Raw genomic sequence first — 14,932 nt, forward strand, 5'->3', positions numbered from 1 at the left:
TCAGCCAATCCCTGGAATGTGGCGCACGATCAGGTCGATCACCCAGATCCCGAGGAACGGGCTGACGATCCCGCCGAGGCCGTAGACGAGCAGGTTGCGGCGCAGCAGCGCGGACGCCGACGACGGCCGGTACCGCACGCCGCGCAGGGCGAGCGGGATCAGCGCGACGATGATCAGCGCGTTGAAGATCACCGCGGACAGGATCGCCGACTTCGGCGTCGCCAGGTGCATGATGTTGAGCGCGCCGAGCTGGGCGAAGATGCTGGTGAACATCGCCGGCAGGATGGCGAAGTACTTCGCCAGGTCGTTCGCCACGCTGAACGTGGTGAGCGCGCCGCGGGTGATCAGCAGCTGTTTGCCGATGCCGACGATCTCGATCAGCTTCGTCGGGTTCGAATCGAGGTCGACCATGTTGCCGGCCTCCTTGGCCGCCATGGTCCCGGTGTTCATCGCCACGCCGACGTCGGACTGCGCGAGCGCGGGCGCGTCGTTCGTGCCGTCGCCGGTCATCGCGACGAGCCGCCCGCCCTCCTGCTCCTTCTTGATGAGCGCCATCTTGTCCTCGGGCTTGGCCTCGGCGAGATAGTCGTCGACGCCCGCGTCCTCGGCAATGGCCTTCGCGGTGAGCGGGTTGTCGCCGGTGATCATCACCGTCTTGATGCCCATCGAGCGCAGTTCCTCGAACCGCTCCTTCATGCCCGGCTTCACCACGTCCGACAGCCGGATCACGCCGCGCACGAACGCCGTGCCGCCCGCCGCTTCCGCGACCACCAGCGGGGTTCCGCCCTGCTGGCTGATCTCGTCCACGACGCGTTCGGTCTCGTCCGGCACATCGCCGCCGCGGTCGCGCACCCATTGGCGCACCGCCGAAGTCGCGCCCTTGCGGACTTCGCGGCCATCGAGGTCGACGCCGCTCATCCGGGTCTGGGCGGTGAACGGCACGAACTCGGCGAGCTTTTCGCTGTCGTCCGCTTTTCCGGGCAGCCCGTGCTGCTCGGCGGTCAGCTCGACGATGCTGCGGCCTTCCGGCGTGCCGTCGGCGAGGCTGGACAGCCGGACCGCGCGCGCCAGGTCGTCCACAGTGGACTCGCCGACCGGGATCAGCTCGGTCGCGCGCCGGTTGCCGAAGGTGATCGTGCCGGTCTTGTCCAGCAGCAGAGTCGATACGTCTCCGGCGGCTTCGACCGCGCGGCCGGAGGTGGCGAGGACGTTGCGCTGCACCAGCCGGTCCATCCCGGCGATGCCGATCGCGCTCAGCAGCGCGCCGATCGTCGTCGGGATCAGGCAGACCAGCAGCGCGGTCAGCACGATCACCGACTGCTCGCTGCCGGAGTAGGCCGCCATCGGCTGCAGCGCCACGACGGCGAGCAGGAAGATGATGGTCAGCGTCGACAGCAGGATGGTCAGCGCGATCTCGTTCGGCGTCTTCTGCCGGGAAGCGCCTTCCACCAACGCGATCATCCGGTCCACAAAGGACTCGCCGGGCTTGGTGCTGATCCGCACCACGATCCGGTCGCTCAGCACCGTGGTGCCGCCGGTCACCGCCGAACGGTCGCCGCCGGACTCCCGGATCACCGGAGCCGACTCGCCGGTGATGGCCGATTCGTCGACCGTGGCGATGCCCTCGACGACGTCGCCGTCGCCCGGGATCACCTGCCCGGCCTCGACCACCACGCGGTCGCCGACGCGCAGGTCCACGCCCGGCACTTGCTCTTCGGAACCGTCCTCGGTGAGCCGCCGCGCGACGGTCTCCTTTTTGGTCCGCCGCAAGGATTCCGCCTGCGCCTTGCCGCGCCCCTCGGCGACGGCCTCGGCCAGGTTCGCGAACACGACGGTGAACCACAGCCACACCGCGATCAGGATGGAGAACACGCTCGGGTCGGTGATCGCGAAGACGGTGGTCAGGACCGAACCGGCCCACACCACGAACATCACCGGGTTTTTGAGCTGGTGGCGCGGGTTCAGCTTGCGCAGCGCGTCCGGCATGGACGACCACAGCTGCTTCGGACTGAAGACACCGGCACCGACTCTGCCAGCGTTTTCTACGTGGTGTTGCGTCTCCTCTTCGGGAGTCCGCTCTTGAGTGATGGTCATGCCAACGCCTCCGCGATCGGCCCCAGCGCGAGGGCCGGGATGAACGTGAGGGCCGCGACGAGGACGACGGTGCCGGTCAGCAGCGTCCCGAACAGCGGCCCGGTGGTGGGCAGCGTGCCCGCGGTTTCCGGGACTTTCTTCTGCGCGGCAAGCGAACCCGCCAGGCAGAGCACCGCGACGATGGGCACGAACCGGCCGATCAGCATGGCCACCGACAGCGACGCCTGGAACCAGTCGCTGGTCGCGGTGAGACCGCCGAAGGCGCTGCCGTTGTTGTTGCCCGCGGACGTGTAGCCGTACAGGACTTCCGACAGCCCGTGCGGACCCGAGTTGCCCAGCGCGTCCCGGGTTCCCGGCAGCATCAGCGCGATGCCGGAGCCGAGCAGGACCACGGTGGGCATCGCCAGCATCGCGATCGCCGCGCAGGTGACCTCGCGTTTGCCGAGCTTCTTGCCCAGGTACTCCGGCGTCCGGCCGACCATCAGCCCGGCGAGGAACATCGCGATCACGGCCATCACGAGGATGCCGTACATCCCGGTGCCGACGCCGCCCGGCGAAACCTCGCCGAAGAGCATGTTCAGCATCGTGCCCCCGCCGCCGAGGCCGGACAGGCTGTCGTGCGCGCCGTTCACCGCGCCGGTCGAAGTACCGGTGGTGGTGTCGGCGAACAACGACGTGCCGCCGATCCCGAACCGCTGTTCCTTGCCTTCGAGGTTCGCGCCCGCGGCCAGCGCCGCCGGGCTGTTCGTGCGTGCCTCGGAAGTCCAGATCACCGCGAGCATCGCGGTCCACAGACCGGCCATCACCGACAGCAGCACGTAGCCCTGCTTCCGGTTGCCGACCAATTGCCCGAAGGCGCGGGTGAGGCAGACCGGGATCACCAGGATCAGGAACATCTCGACGACGTTGGTCCAGACGTTCGGGTTCTCGAACGGGTGCGCGGAGTTGGCGTTGAAGATGCCGCCGCCGTTCGTGCCCAGTTCCTTGATCACTTCCTGGCTCGCCGCCGGGGCGAGCGCGATCCGGCTGGTGCTGCCGTCCGGATTCGTCACCGCGACGCCGGAACGCAGGCTCTGCACCACGCCGAGCGCCACGAGCACGAGCGCGAACACGAACGCCATCGGCAGCAGCACGCGAATCGTGCCGCGGGTCAGGTCGACCCAGAAGTTGCCCAGCCGGTCGGTGCGCGAGCGGACGAACCCGCGCGTCACCGCGATCGCCACGGCGAGCCCGACACCGGCGGACAGGAAGTTCTGCACGGTGAGCCCGGCCATCTGGACGAAGTGGCCCATGGTCGTCTCGGGGGTGTACGACTGCCAGTTCGTGTTGGTCACGAAGGAAACCGCGGTGTTGAAGGCGACGGCGGGCGACACCGGCCCGCGGCCGAAGTTCCACGGCAGGACCGATTGCAGGCGCTGCAGCAGATACAGCAGGAGCACCGAGACGAACGAGAAGCCGAGCACGCCGGAGGCGTAGGTCTTCCAGTGCTGTTCGGTGCCCGGGTCGACCCGGACGATCTTGTACAGGGCCTTCTCGACCCGCAGGTGCTTCCCGGTGGAGAAGACGCGGGCGAGGTAGTCGCCGAGGGGTTTGTAGACCACCGCGAGGGCGACCAGGAGCACGCCGGCTTGCAGGAAGCCGGCCGCGACGTCACTCATCTCAGAATTTCTCCGGCCTCACGAGGGCGACGAACAGGTAGCCGAGGAGGCCAAGCGCCAGCAGCCCGCCGACGATGTTGGCCACGGTGCCCGCGCCGCTCACAGCTTCTCCAGCCCGCGCAGGACACCGGCGAGCACCGCGAAAACGCCGATGAGCAATAGGGCGTACAGCAAATCCGCCACGAGGCACCTCTCAGGAAGGGTCACCCGGCACGGGTGACCGTCGGTCGAGAGCCACTGTGCGGTCGTAGCGGAGCGTGAGCACCCGCGTCTGACGCCTCCTTGACGCCGCGACCTGGGGGCGTTTACGCGATCTTGACGCCCGGTGACCCGGGCCACTACGGCGGGCGGCATCCGGGCGATGGGGAGCGCGTGACGTTCTGTAGTTGGTGGGTGACTTGCGGCACAGCTGGTAGCGGATCAAGGACAGAGAGTGCAATTCGGGCAGACAAGCGCCGGGGTCCGTGTTACACCTGAGTAACCAATAGTTGTATCAACTAACTAACTAGGTTCAGGGAGGGCTCGTATGTGCGGAATCGCGGGCTGGGTTTCCTACGACACCGATCTCACGCAGCAGCAGGAGATCGCGGACGCGATGACCGAGACCATGGCCTGCCGAGGACCCGACGACCGCGGAACCTGGGTCCGCCGCTCGGTCGCGCTGGGCCATCGCCGGCTCGCCATCATCGACCTGCCGGGCGGCCGCCAGCCGATGAGCGTCAAGACCCCGAACGGCGAGGTCGCGATGGTCTACAGCGGCGAGGCGTACAACTTCTCCGAACTTCGTGAAGAACTCACCAAACTGGGGCACCGCTGGGAGACCGACAGCGACACCGAGGTCGTGCTGCACGGCTATCTGCAGTGGGGCACCGAGGTCGTGGACCACCTCAACGGCATGTACGCGTTCGCGATCTGGGACGAGCGCGACCAGAAGCTCGTGATGATCCGCGACCGGATGGGCATCAAGCCGTTCTACTACTACCCCACCCGCGACGGCGTCCTGTTCGGCTCCGAGCCGAAGGCGATCCTGGCGAACCCGTTGGCGCGCAAGGTGGTCGACAGCGACGGCCTGCGCGAGCTGATGGGCTTCACGAAGCGGCCGGGCTGGTCGCTGTGGAAGGGCATGTACGAGGTCGACCCGGCCACCGTCGTGACGGTGACCCGCGAGGGCATCAACACCCGCACCTACTGGAAGCTCGACGCGAAGGAGCACACCGACGACCAGGAGACGACGGTCGCGCGCGTGCGCGAGCTGATGACCGACATCGTCAACCGGCAGCTGATCGCCGACGTCCCGCGCTGCGTGCTGCTGTCCGGCGGTCTCGACTCGAGCGCGGTCACCGGCCTCGCCGCCGCCCGGCTCGCCGAGGAAGGCGAGCAGCTGCGCACCTTCTCGGTCGACTTTTTCGGGCAGGAGGAGAACTTCCAGCCCGACGAAATGCGCGACACGCCCGATTCGCCCTACATCCGCGACGTCGCCAAGCTCGTCGGTTCGGCGCACCAGGACGTGATGCTGAACCCGGCCGACCTGAGCGACCCCGAGGTGCGCCGCGCGGTGCTGCGCGCCCGCGACATCCCGTCCGGGCTCGGCGACATGGACACGTCGTTGTACTTGCTGTTCAAGGCGATCCGGGCGGAATCGACGGTCGCACTGTCCGGCGAATCGGCCGACGAGGTGTTCGGCGGGTACCGCTGGTTCCACGACGAGGCCGCGGTCAACGCGGACACCTTCCCGTGGCTGGCCTTCCGCAACAGCCTGATGGAGAACCGGGGTTCGCTGCTCGAACCGGGTCTCGCCGCGAAGCTGGACCTGGATTCCTACGTCGACGACCAGTACCGGACCGCGGTGTCCCAAGTGGACTTGCTGGACGGCGAATCCGAGCGGGAGTCCCGGATGCGGGTCATCTCGAACCTGCACCTGACCCGTTTCGTGCGGCAGCTGCTCGACCGCAAGGACCGGATGTCGATGGCGGTGGGCCTGGAAGTGCGCGTGCCGTTCTGCGACCACCGGCTGGTGGAGTACGTCTACAACGCGCCGTGGTCGCTGAAGACCTTCGACGGCCGGGAAAAAAGCCTGCTGCGGCACGCGACGAAGCACGTGCTGCCCGCGTCGGTGCGGGACCGGGTGAAGAGCCCGTATCCGTCCACTCAGGACCCGGGGTACGCGATCGCGCTGCAGCAGCAGGTCAAGGAAGCCTTGGCGCAGAAGGACAATCCGGTGTTCCAGATGGTCAGCCGGGAGTGGCTGCAGCAGTCGGCGGACACCGATCCGTCGGCGATCAGCCAGGCCCAGCGCGTCGGCATGGACCGGGCACTGGACCTGCACCACTGGTTCGACATGTACTCGCCGGAGCTGGAACTCAACTGACCCGCTGTCCGTGAGGGGAAAGCTGAATCCCTCAGAGTTCCCCTCACGGACCTTGGCCTCGCCCGGCGGTGCCGGGCCGGTCAGAAGTCCAGGTGCGCGTCGATCTCCGTGCCGCGGACGTCCAGTTCCGCACCGGCCCCGCTCAGCAGCCGCTGGGCTGCCGCGTTGTCCACTGTGGTCGTCGCGACGAACTTCGCCGCGCCGCCGTCGCGCGCCGCGTCCAGCAGCACCGCGGTCACCTTGCGCCCGATCCCGCGGCCGCGCGCCGAACGGCCGAGCCACACCCCGGCTTCGACCTCCAGCGCGGCCCGTCCGGACACCGGCCGCAGCCGGGCCGCCCCGCAGACCTGGCCGTCGACCTCCACGACCCACGTCGTCTCGATGGCGGTGTCCGGATTGAGCGATCGTCGGCGGTGGAAGGCGAGAAACGCTTCGCGGCGGGCTTCGGTCCATCCGGCGGGACCCTCCACCGGCGGCATGACCTCCGTCGGATCGGCGTCGGCCACCGCGGCTTCCAGCAGCCGCTCCAGCCCCTGCTCGTCGAGCGGGATCAGCACGATCTCGGATTCTCCCGATCCAGGCACGCCCCGCAGCTTGGCACGCGAAGCCGCCCGGCGCTACCCGATCGGCTTAGTCGTTACCAGGGAATCTGCTCGCCGAACCGGTCGAGGAACCGCAGCCCCGGCTCGCCCGCCCGCGCTTCGAGCACGTCGACGACCGCGGGCACGCTTTCTTCCGGCAGCAACGGCGCGTCCGGCCCGCCGAGCCGCGTCCGGTTGTGGCCGGGGTCGATGAGCAGTTTGGTGCGCCCGTCGCCCTTGTACCGGGTCGCGTAACTGCGCATGAGCTGGTTGAGCGCGGCCTTGCTCGCCTTGTACAGCTCGTATCCCGGTTCGACGTTCCTCGAGATACTGCCCTGTTCGGACGACATCACCGCGACCGTGCCGCCCGGCGCGACGAGATCGCGCAGTCCTTCGAGGACTCTCAACGGCCCCAACGCATTCGTGATCATCACTTCGGCGAACATCCCAGTGGGCACTTCGCTGATCGGCAGATTCCCGCGGTCGATCGCCGCGTTCACGAAGAGCAGATCGAGCGGACCGTCCATTCTGTCTCTCAGCGCGGCGATCTGTGCTTCGTCGGTCATCTCGAGGTGCTCGGTCCGCATTCCCTCCAGCGGCACCGAACCGTCGCGAGTGGTCGCGATGACCTCCCATCCGCGCCGGTCCAGTTCGGTGACCAGCACCAATCCCAGTCCGCGCGAAGCCCCGACCACCACTGCCCGGCGTGCTGTCATGGCCGCTCCCTTGTCTAGACGCAACGTCACGTCTAGACAGTAGCACGGTAAGGTGTCCGGTATGCCCGCAGTCAATTCCCAGCCCCGCAGGGCACGCTCCGGCAACCGGCGCGACGAGGCCGCCCGCCTGGCGGTGCTCCACGCCGCCGACGACCTGCTGGTCGAGCACGGCTTCGGCGCATTGACCGTCGAAGCGATCGCGCGTCGCGCCGGCGTCGCGAAGCAGACGATCTACCGCTGGTGGCCGTCCAAGGTCGAAATCCTGCTGGACACGCTGATCGAGGACAGCGCGAAACGCCTGCCGGTGCCGACGGACCTGCCGACAGCTGAGAGCATCCGCGCGTATCTGCGCGACTTCGCGCACTTCCTGACCGAGGACCCGGCGGGCAAATGCCTGCTCACCCTGCTGGCCGAGGCACAGCACGATGTCGGGACGGCGGCGCGCTTCCATGAGCGCTACTTGGAGCCGCGGCAGCTCGCCGAGCGCGAGATGCTGACGCGGGCCGCCGAATCAGGCGAGATTTCCCCGGTGCTGGACCCGGAGTCCACAAGGGACTCTTTGCTGGGGCCGATCGTCTACAGTGCACTGACCGGGGCGGCGGTGCCTCGGGAGCTGGTGGATACGTTGGTGGAGAAGCTGCTTCGCCCGCGAGGTTGAGTTATCGGCGCATGCCGACTCAAAGAGCTGAAGCGCACACCTCGCTCGCCATGAGGCGGTCGGCGACGGACACGGCAACACAGCGGTGCTTTCCGGTCGTTTCGACGCGGAAGAACTCAACGCTCTCGCCGAGGTGCTCATATACTTTCCCGCCTACCGCCGCACCTCCGCGACCCGCACCGGACGGTTCTCCCTCCGCGAGACCTCGCACGCCTCCGCGATGTAGAACGCCTCCAACGCATCCCCCGCGCCCGCCGGCGACGGGATCCGCCGGGCGGCGACGTCCAGGAAGGCCCGCAGCTCGGCGGCATAAGCGGTCCGGAACCGTTCCATGAAGCCGGGATACGCCGGTCCCGGCAACGGTCCGACCCCCGGTTCCACCGACCGCAGCGGGGCCTGGTCGTCCAAGCCCACCACGGCGTTCCCCAGCGAGCCGAGGGCTTCGAAGCGCACGTCGTAGCCCGCGCCGTTGTAGCGCGTCAGCGAGACCGTCGCGAGGGTTCCGTCGTCGAGCGTCAGGGCGACTGCCGCGGTGTCGACGTCTCCGGCATCCGCGAAGAACTGCTCGCCTTTGTTGCCGCCCAAGGCGAAAACTTCCGCGACTTCCCGGCCGGTCACCCACCGGAGGATGTCGAAATCGTGCACCCCGCAGTCCCGGAACAGTCCGCCGGAATGCGCGACATAGGCGGCGGGCGGCGGGGCCGGGTCCAAAGTGGTCGCCCGGACGCTGTGCAGCCAGCCCAGTTCCCCGCTTTCCACCGCGACCCGCGCGGCCTGGTAGCCCGCGTCGAACCGGCGCTGGAAGCCGATCTGCACCGGGACGTCCGAGCCCGCGATCCGGTCGAGCACCGCGAGTGTGCCGGGGATGTCCGCGGCGACCGGCTTTTCGCAGAACACCGGCACTCCCGCGTCGACCGCCTGGATGATCAACTTCGGATGCGCGTCCGTGGCCGCCGCGATGACCAAACCGTCGAGACCAGCCCGGAACAGCGCGTCGATTCCCTCAGCCGCCTCGACTCCGAGCCGAGCCGCGACCGACTGGGCTCGCGCGGGATCCACGTCCGCCACGACCACCGAAGCGACCTCGTCGAAGCCCGCCAGCGTTTCCGCGTGCGCGGCTCCGATCCGTCCGGCTCCTGCCAGTCCCAACCTCATCGCTGTGCCTCCCCTGAGTTAGGCCCCGTGGTCTCCCGCACGACCAGGGACGGATGAAGCAAATGCCGCACCGGCTCGGTGCGCTCACCGCGTACGCGTTCCAGCAACGCGTCAAAAGCGAGCCGCGCCATTTCCGCGCGCGGCTGGTCCACTGTGGTCAGTGAAATGTGCCGCAGGGAAGCCAAGGACGTGTTGTCGTAGCCGACCACCGAAACGTCCTCTGGCACCCGCAACCCGTGTTCCTCGAGCGCCGAGATCGCCCCGACCGCGTTGAAGTCGTTGCCCGCGAGCAGCGCGGTCGGCGTCGGTGAATACACCGACAGCAACTCCTGCACAGCCTTTTCGCCCGCCGTGTCGGTGTGTTCGCTGCGCACCACGATCGGCTCCAGCCCGTGCGCCCGCATCGCCCGCTGGAAACCGCGCCGTCGCGCCGCGGCACCGGCCGCTCCCCCGCCGTCGAGATGCGCGATCCGCCGATGCCCCAGCTGGACCAGGTGCTCCACGGCCAACGCCGCGCCAGCCTCGCCGTCGTCGTTCACGGTATCCACAGTGGACAGACGAGAAGTGCGCGACACCAACACTACCGGACACTGCCGTGCCGCGGCTTCGATCGCTGCGGCTGGCACGACTGGCGACAACAGCACCATGCCAGCCGGACGAAAAGACAGCAGACTGCGCAACGCCGCCCCTTCCCGCGATGGCATCCGGCCGCCGGTGTTGAGGATCAAATCGAATCCGGCCGATTGAGCCGCCGCGTCCAGCCCTTCCACGACGTCGGCGAAGAAGGCGTTGCGCAGATCGTTCACCATCACGCCGAGCACCGTCGAGGTCCGGCTCGCCAGAGACCGCGCCATGACGTGCGGCGAATACCCCAGTTCCTCGGCCGCTTTCAGCACCGCCGCGCGCCGTCGCGCCGAGACGTTCGGCGCGTTGCGCATCACGAGCGAAACCAGCGCCCGGGAAACCCCGGCGCGCGCGGCGACGTCCTCCATGGTGGGCTTCCCCATGCGAAAACCTCCCCGGAGAAGCGCTTGACGCGACGGTCCGGACGCTACAAGCTTAGAGCGCTCTAATCAAGGGCCCGTCCCCCGACCGGAGAGGGATCCATGACCGCGAAGATCCGCGTCGCCGCCGCCCCGATCTCGTGGGGAGTCTGCGAGGTGCCCGGCTGGGGACGAGTGCTCGACGCCCCGGCGGTGCTCGGGGAAATGGCCGGATTGGGCGTCACCGCAACGGAATTGGGCCCGCCCGGTTACCTGCCGCGCGAACCGGCCGAGCTGAAGAAGCTGCTGGGAAGCCATCGGCTCGAACTCGTCGGCGGCTTCCTCGCCGTGCCGCTGCACGAAAATCCGGACGCGGCCGTCGCCGAAGCGGAAGACTCTGCGGCGCTGTTCGCGGCCTGCGGCGGCGGAACGCTCGTGCTCGCCGCAGCAACCGGCCTCGACGGTTACGACGAACGGCCCACTCTGACCGACGCCGAATGGTCCACTTTGGTCCGCACGGCAGGCAAGATCCGCGATACAGCAGCGAAACACGGCCTCCGAACGGTACTGCATCCCCACGTCGGCACCCACGTGGAGACCGAGGCCGAGGTCGAACGCTTCCTCGCCGATTCCGATCTCCAGCTCTGCCTCGACACCGGCCACCTGCTGATCGGCGGCACCGACCCGGTCGCGCTCGCCCGGCGGCACCCGCGGCGGATCGGCCACCTGCACCTCAAAGACGTCCGCGGCGAACTGGCCGACGCCGTTCGTGCGGGCGAACTTCCGTACGCCGAAGCCGTCGGCAAGGGGCTTTACGTGCCGCTGGGCGAGGGCGACGTCGACATCGAAGCCATGGTCCGCTCCGTCGTCGAAGCGGGCTACGACGGCTGGTACGTCCTGGAGCAGGACACCGCGCTGAGCGACGACAGCCCGGTGGACCGCCCCGGCAAGGACGTCGCGGCCAGCCTGTCGTATCTGCGCACCATCACCGGCTGACGTTGGAAAACAAGCGAGGAGAGACAACGATGTCCCATCGCTGGGAGCGCGCACGGCGCTCCGGCCGCGCGGTGGCGGGCCTGCTGGCCGCGGGCTTGCTGCTGGCGGCGTGCACCGGTCCGGCCGCCGAGCCGAAGTCGACCGCGCCCGCCGCCGCGCCGACGCCGTCCGGACCGCTGAAGGTTTCGGTGATCACGCACGGCACCGCCGGCGACGCGTTCTGGAACGTGGTGAAAAACGGCGCCGAACAAGCGGGCAAAGACCTTGGCGTGCAAGTTGAGTACACCTCGGACGGCGATCCGGGCGCGCAGGCGAAGCTGATCGACAACGCAGTCGCGCAGCAAACCGGCGGGCTCGTGGTGTCGATGGCGAACCCCGAGGCGCTCCGTCCGTCCATTGAGGCCGCGGTGCGCGCCGGAATCCCGGTGATCACCATCAACTCCGGCGAGGACAAAAGCGCGGCGTACGGCGCGCTCACGCACGTCGGACAGAACGAGTCGATCGCCGGGCAGGAAGCCGGGAAGAAGTTCAAGGAACTGGGCAAGCACAAGCTGCTGTGCGTGATCCACGAGGCCGGAAACGTCGGCCAGGCGCAGCGGTGCGACGGCGCGAAGACCGGGTTCGCCGGCACCGTGCAGACGCTTCAGGTGGACATCTCCAACCCGACCGACGCCGAGTCCCGCATCCGCGGCGCGGTGCAGACCGATTCGTCGATCGACGCGGTCCTCACGCTGAACTCCCAAGTCGCCGCACGGGCGGTGAGCGCGATCAAGTCGGTCAACGCGAAGGCGCAGGTCGCTACGTTCGACCTCAACTCCGACGTGGTGGCCGCGATCAAGGCCGGGGACGTGCTGTTCGCGGTCGACCAGCAGCAGTACGAACAGGGCTACCTCCCGGTGCAGTTCCTGAAGCTGTACCGGGACAACGCGAACGTCGTCGGCGGCGGCAAACCGGTGCTCACCGGCCCCGACCTGGTCGACAAATCCACAGTGGACAAGGTCGGCCAGTACGTGCAAAGGGGCACCCGATGACGACCCTCGACGAACGGCTGGCGAAGCCGCGGCTGACCGACCGGTTGGTGCTCCGCCCGGAGATCGGCGCGTTGCTCGGCGCGGTCGTGGTCTTCCTGTTCTTCACCTTCGCGTCCGACAAGTTCTTCAGCGCCAGCGGAGCCGCGACCTGGCTGGACGACGCGGCGACGCTGGGCATCATGGCGGTGGCCGTGTCGCTGCTGATGGTCGGCGGCGAGTTCGACCTGTCCGCGGGCGTGATGACCGCGTCGACCTCGCTGGTCACCGCGATCCTCGCCACCCAAGCGGGCTGGAACGTCTGGCTCGCACTGCTGGTCTCGCTGGTCTTCGCGCTGGCCGTCGGCGCGTTCAACGGCTGGCTGGTGATGAAAACCGGACTGCCGAGTTTCATCGTCACCCTCGGCACTTTCCTTGCCCTGCAAGGCTTGAACCTCGGCGTTACGCGACTGGTCACCGGAACCGTGCAGGTCTCCGGCATGCGCTCCACCGACGGTTACGCGTCCGCCGGGTTCGTCTTCGCCTCCACAGTGGACATCGGCGGCACGCCATTCCAGATTTCCATCGTCTGGTGGCTCGGCGCGATCGCGGTGGCCGCGTGGCTGCTCGTGCGGACGCGCTTCGGCAACTGGATCTTCGCGGTCGGCGGTTCGGCGGCCAGCGCCCGCGCGGTCGGCGTTCCGGTGGTGCGCACGAAAATCCTGTTGTTCATGGGCACCGCGCTCGCCGGATGGCTCGTCGGCTCGATCAACATCCTGCGGTTCGCGAGCGTCCAGGCGAATCAGGGCATCGGGCTCGAATTCCAGTACATCATCGCCGCGGTGATCGGCGGCTGCCTGCTGACCGGCGGGTTCGGCTCGGCCGTCGGCGCGGCGATCGGAGCGCTGATCTTCGGCATGGCCCGTCAGGGCATCGTGTTCGCCGGCTGGGACAACGACTGGTTCATGCTGTTCCTCGGGATCATGCTGCTGGCGGCGGTCCTGGTCAACAACGCTTTGCGGCGGCGCGCGGAAAGGGTGCGGCGATGAACGCTCTCCTCGAAGTCAGGAACGTCGGCAAGCGGTACGGAACCGTGGTCGCGCTGCGCGAAGTGTCCACTGTGGTCAATGCGGGCGAGGTCACCTGCGTACTGGGCGACAACGGCGCGGGAAAGTCCACTTTGATCAAGATCCTCGCCGGGGTGCACCAGCACGACGAAGGCGAGTTCCTCGTCGAAGGCGCGCCGGTGCGGTTCGCCTCGCCCCGGGAAGCGCTGGACCGCGGAATCGCCACGGTGTATCAGGATCTCGCGGTGGTGCCGCTGATGAGCGTGTGGCGCAACTTCTTCCTCGGCTCCGAACCGACCGTCGGCTTCGGTCCGTTCCGCGCCCTGGACCGGCGCAAAGGCCGGGAGCTGACGAAGAAAGCCCTAGCCGACCTCGGCATCGACCTGCGGGACGTCGAACAGCCGGTCGGCACGCTGTCCGGCGGCGAACGGCAATGCGTCGCGATCGCCCGCGCCATCCACTTCGGCGCGAAGGTGCTGATCCTGGACGAGCCGACGGCCGCGTTGGGCGTGAAGCAGGCCGGGGTGGTGCTGAAGTACGTGGCCCAGGCCCGCGACCGGGGCCTGGGCGTCGTCCTGATCACGCACAACCCGCATCACGCGTATCCGGTGGCCGACCGTTTCCTGCTCCTCAAACGCGGCACGGCGCTCGGGTGCTACGAGAAGCCGGAGATCGAACTGCCGGAGCTGACCCGGCAGATGGCGGGAGGGGCGGAGCTGGAGGCGCTGGAGCACGAGCTGCGGTTAGGCGGGGCGTCGTGAGTGGCGATCACGGTTAGAACCGTGATCGCCACTCACAAGACCTTCCCCAGCCACGGCCGCACCACCGGCAGCACCGCCGCGGCCTGCATCGCCCCCATGTGGTCCACCCCGTCCAGCACCTCCACCGTCCACCCGCGCGCCTCCAGCTCAGCCCGCTCCCGCAGCAACGGCCCCGCGATGTCGACGGTCACCCCGCCCCACCGCTCGCTGTACTCGATCCGATCCTCCGACCCCGCGAAGCACAACCGCGGACACGACAGCTCGACCGCCCGGTCGTCGAAATCCTGCAACGCCTCGTACAACGTCACGAACTGCTTCGTCTGCTCCGTCGACAACTGGACATCCACTGAATCCCAATCCCCCGGCTCAGCCACGGATGGCGACGCCGACGGCCCGGCCAGCGCCACCTCGTACGTCGCCCGGGTCACCGCGAGCATCGCCGCATACGGCCCGTTCAGCGGCGGATACCCGCCCATCACCAGCGCGTCCAGCCGATCCGTCCGCAACGCCAGCTGCAGCCCGGACAACGCCAGCCACGAGTACCCGTAATACGAGAACCGTTCCGCCCCCACGGCGTCCGCCACGGCCAGGAAGTCGGCCGCGACCACGTCCGGCGTCAGCTCGGCCGGATGCGCCATCCGATGCCCCTGGTAGTCGAAGGCCACCACCCGGAACCCGGCGAATCCCCCGATCAGCGAACGGCCCAGCTCCGGGTCGGCGCCCCACTGCCGGGCCGCCTCGGCCTCCGGTCCTTCGGCCGGCCGGGGGTCGACCGGGAGCAGCAGCACCGGCCCTTCCCCGCGCACCTGCGCTTCGATCCGCGTTCCGTCGTACAGAGTCGCTTCAGCCATCTCATCTCTTTACGTCGTAAAGTATCGCCGGACGCGA

The 14,932-nt window shown here is 68.4% G+C and carries 14 protein-coding genes; 6 read left to right on the forward strand and 8 right to left on the reverse strand.

Translation table 11 applies throughout. The features are described 5' to 3' along the window. From kdpB to kdpF, 3 genes are read right to left on the reverse strand one after another with little or no spacing between them, the layout of a single operon-like run. A complete protein-coding gene (kdpB, locus tag F9C11_RS39740; RefSeq protein WP_409182475.1) occupies positions 1-2,094 on the reverse strand; it encodes a potassium-transporting ATPase subunit KdpB in 2,094 nt (697 codons plus the stop codon). Further along, positions 2,091-3,752, reverse strand: coding sequence for a potassium-transporting ATPase subunit KdpA (kdpA, locus tag F9C11_RS39745; protein ID WP_409182476.1), 1,662 nt, complete (start codon positions 3,750-3,752; stop codon positions 2,091-2,093). The genes kdpB and kdpA overlap by 4 nt, the downstream gene beginning before the upstream one ends. A 1-nt stretch (position 3,753) precedes the next feature. Further along, positions 3,754-3,855 (reverse strand): K(+)-transporting ATPase subunit F, encoded by a 102-nt coding sequence (gene kdpF / locus F9C11_RS39750; RefSeq protein ID WP_037358287.1) that lies wholly within the window; start codon positions 3,853-3,855, stop codon positions 3,754-3,756. Between the two features lie 423 nt (positions 3,856-4,278). On the opposite strand from kdpF, the gene asnB reads away from it, so the two are divergent. Then, entirely contained in the window at positions 4,279-6,120 is a 1,842-nt protein-coding gene (gene asnB, locus F9C11_RS39755; protein ID WP_409182477.1) for an asparagine synthase (glutamine-hydrolyzing), read from the forward strand. 80 nt (positions 6,121-6,200) lie between these two features. Here the strand turns inward: asnB and F9C11_RS39760 are convergent, their stop codons facing one another. Together F9C11_RS39760 and F9C11_RS39765 are read right to left on the reverse strand one after the other, a co-directional pair. Further along, complete coding sequence (locus F9C11_RS39760) at positions 6,201-6,704, reverse strand: GNAT family N-acetyltransferase (RefSeq protein ID WP_409182478.1); 504 nt, start codon at positions 6,702-6,704, stop codon at positions 6,201-6,203. Between the two features lie 53 nt (positions 6,705-6,757). Then, positions 6,758-7,417, reverse strand: coding sequence for an SDR family NAD(P)-dependent oxidoreductase (locus F9C11_RS39765; protein WP_409182479.1), 660 nt, complete (start codon positions 7,415-7,417; stop codon positions 6,758-6,760). A gap of 61 nt (positions 7,418-7,478) precedes the next feature. Between F9C11_RS39765 and F9C11_RS39770 the strand changes: the two genes are divergently transcribed. Next, positions 7,479-8,075: a TetR/AcrR family transcriptional regulator gene (locus F9C11_RS39770; RefSeq protein ID WP_409182480.1), complete on the forward strand. Its 597-nt coding sequence runs from the start codon at positions 7,479-7,481 to the stop codon at positions 8,073-8,075. Between the two features lie 153 nt (positions 8,076-8,228). On the opposite strand, the gene F9C11_RS39775 is transcribed toward F9C11_RS39770, so the two are convergent. Both F9C11_RS39775 and F9C11_RS39780 read right to left on the reverse strand, forming a co-directional pair. Further along, positions 8,229-9,230 (reverse strand): Gfo/Idh/MocA family oxidoreductase, encoded by a 1,002-nt coding sequence (locus F9C11_RS39775; RefSeq protein WP_409182481.1) that lies wholly within the window; start codon positions 9,228-9,230, stop codon positions 8,229-8,231. Continuing rightward, a complete protein-coding gene (locus F9C11_RS39780; protein WP_409182482.1) occupies positions 9,227-10,237 on the reverse strand; it encodes a LacI family DNA-binding transcriptional regulator in 1,011 nt (336 codons plus the stop codon). Before F9C11_RS39780 ends, F9C11_RS39775 begins: the two co-directional genes overlap by 4 nt. Before the next feature lie 99 nt (positions 10,238-10,336). On the opposite strand from F9C11_RS39780, the gene F9C11_RS39785 reads away from it, so the two are divergent. Genes F9C11_RS39785 through F9C11_RS39800 form a run of 4 tightly spaced genes read left to right on the forward strand, consistent with a single transcriptional unit; the run spans position 10,337 to position 14,044 of the window. Then, positions 10,337-11,209 carry a sugar phosphate isomerase/epimerase family protein gene (locus tag F9C11_RS39785; RefSeq protein ID WP_409182483.1) on the forward strand — a complete coding sequence of 291 codons (873 nt, stop codon included), beginning with the start codon at positions 10,337-10,339 and terminating at the stop codon, positions 11,207-11,209. A 29-nt stretch (positions 11,210-11,238) separates the two neighbouring features. Continuing rightward, positions 11,239-12,240: a sugar ABC transporter substrate-binding protein gene (locus tag F9C11_RS39790; RefSeq protein ID WP_409182484.1), complete on the forward strand. Its 1,002-nt coding sequence runs from the start codon at positions 11,239-11,241 to the stop codon at positions 12,238-12,240. Continuing rightward, positions 12,237-13,265, forward strand: coding sequence for an ABC transporter permease (locus tag F9C11_RS39795; protein ID WP_409182485.1), 1,029 nt, complete (start codon positions 12,237-12,239; stop codon positions 13,263-13,265). Before F9C11_RS39790 ends, F9C11_RS39795 begins: the two co-directional genes overlap by 4 nt. Continuing rightward, positions 13,262-14,044 (forward strand): ATP-binding cassette domain-containing protein, encoded by a 783-nt coding sequence (locus F9C11_RS39800; protein WP_409182486.1) that lies wholly within the window; start codon positions 13,262-13,264, stop codon positions 14,042-14,044. The genes F9C11_RS39795 and F9C11_RS39800 overlap by 4 nt, the downstream gene beginning before the upstream one ends. 32 nt (positions 14,045-14,076) lie before the next feature. Here the strand turns inward: F9C11_RS39800 and F9C11_RS39805 are convergent, their stop codons facing one another. Next, the gene (locus tag F9C11_RS39805; protein ID WP_409182487.1) at positions 14,077-14,895 is read right to left on the reverse strand and encodes an alpha/beta fold hydrolase; all 819 of its coding nucleotides are present in this window, start codon (positions 14,893-14,895) and stop codon (positions 14,077-14,079) included. Between the last annotated feature and the right edge of the window lie 37 nt (positions 14,896-14,932).

Source organism: Amycolatopsis sp. VS8301801F10 (genome assembly GCF_046195355.1).
Taxonomy (GTDB): Bacteria; Actinomycetota; Actinomycetes; order Mycobacteriales; family Pseudonocardiaceae; genus Amycolatopsis.

Excerpts from the sequence above, each read along its gene's own strand:
- F9C11_RS39795 (WP_409182485.1), top strand. The coding sequence starts at position 12,237 with ATGACGACCCTCGACGAACGGCTGGCGAAGCCGCGGCTGACCGACCGG.
- F9C11_RS39765 (WP_409182479.1), bottom strand. The coding sequence starts at position 7,417 with ATGACAGCACGCCGGGCAGTGGTGGTCGGGGCTTCGCGCGGACTGGGA.
- F9C11_RS39800 (WP_409182486.1), top strand. The coding sequence starts at position 13,262 with ATGAACGCTCTCCTCGAAGTCAGGAACGTCGGCAAGCGGTACGGAACC.
- kdpA (WP_409182476.1), bottom strand. The coding sequence starts at position 3,752 with ATGAGTGACGTCGCGGCCGGCTTCCTGCAAGCCGGCGTGCTCCTGGTC.
- F9C11_RS39805 (WP_409182487.1), bottom strand. The coding sequence starts at position 14,895 with ATGGCTGAAGCGACTCTGTACGACGGAACGCGGATCGAAGCGCAGGTG.
- F9C11_RS39790 (WP_409182484.1), top strand. The coding sequence starts at position 11,239 with ATGTCCCATCGCTGGGAGCGCGCACGGCGCTCCGGCCGCGCGGTGGCG.
- F9C11_RS39775 (WP_409182481.1), bottom strand. The coding sequence starts at position 9,230 with ATGAGGTTGGGACTGGCAGGAGCCGGACGGATCGGAGCCGCGCACGCG.
- asnB (WP_409182477.1), top strand. The coding sequence starts at position 4,279 with ATGTGCGGAATCGCGGGCTGGGTTTCCTACGACACCGATCTCACGCAG.
- F9C11_RS39780 (WP_409182482.1), bottom strand. The coding sequence starts at position 10,237 with ATGGGGAAGCCCACCATGGAGGACGTCGCCGCGCGCGCCGGGGTTTCC.
- F9C11_RS39785 (WP_409182483.1), top strand. The coding sequence starts at position 10,337 with ATGACCGCGAAGATCCGCGTCGCCGCCGCCCCGATCTCGTGGGGAGTC.
- F9C11_RS39770 (WP_409182480.1), top strand. The coding sequence starts at position 7,479 with ATGCCCGCAGTCAATTCCCAGCCCCGCAGGGCACGCTCCGGCAACCGG.
- kdpB (WP_409182475.1), bottom strand. The coding sequence starts at position 2,094 with ATGACCATCACTCAAGAGCGGACTCCCGAAGAGGAGACGCAACACCAC.